1 protein-coding gene is annotated in these 229 nt (G+C 43.2%); it reads left to right on the forward strand.

Going from position 1 to position 229, the window contains the following annotated elements; genetic code table 11:
* A partial coding sequence (locus tag ACXAFR_RS27705; RefSeq protein ID WP_475183482.1) for a transposase occupies nt 1-229 on the forward strand: 229 nt, incomplete at its 5' end.

Consider the following 229-nt stretch of genomic DNA (forward strand, 5'->3'; position numbering starts at 1 on the left):
TTCAACATCACCAACTGCTTGGATGCAAAAACGAGTAGACAGTCGATACGGAAAACAGGTTTACGGGCACCGAATGTCTACAGTAGAACCTGTGTTTGCTAACATAGGTACCCAGAAGGGGCTAAATCGATTCTCTCTTCGAGGGAAAAAGAAGGTGCAGAGTCAATGGCAACTGTATTGTTTAGTCCATAATATTGAGAAAATCGCCAATTACGGGGCGATAAACTAG

The sequence above is a fragment of the Pseudomaricurvus sp. ABR4_320 genome (assembly GCF_056159445.1).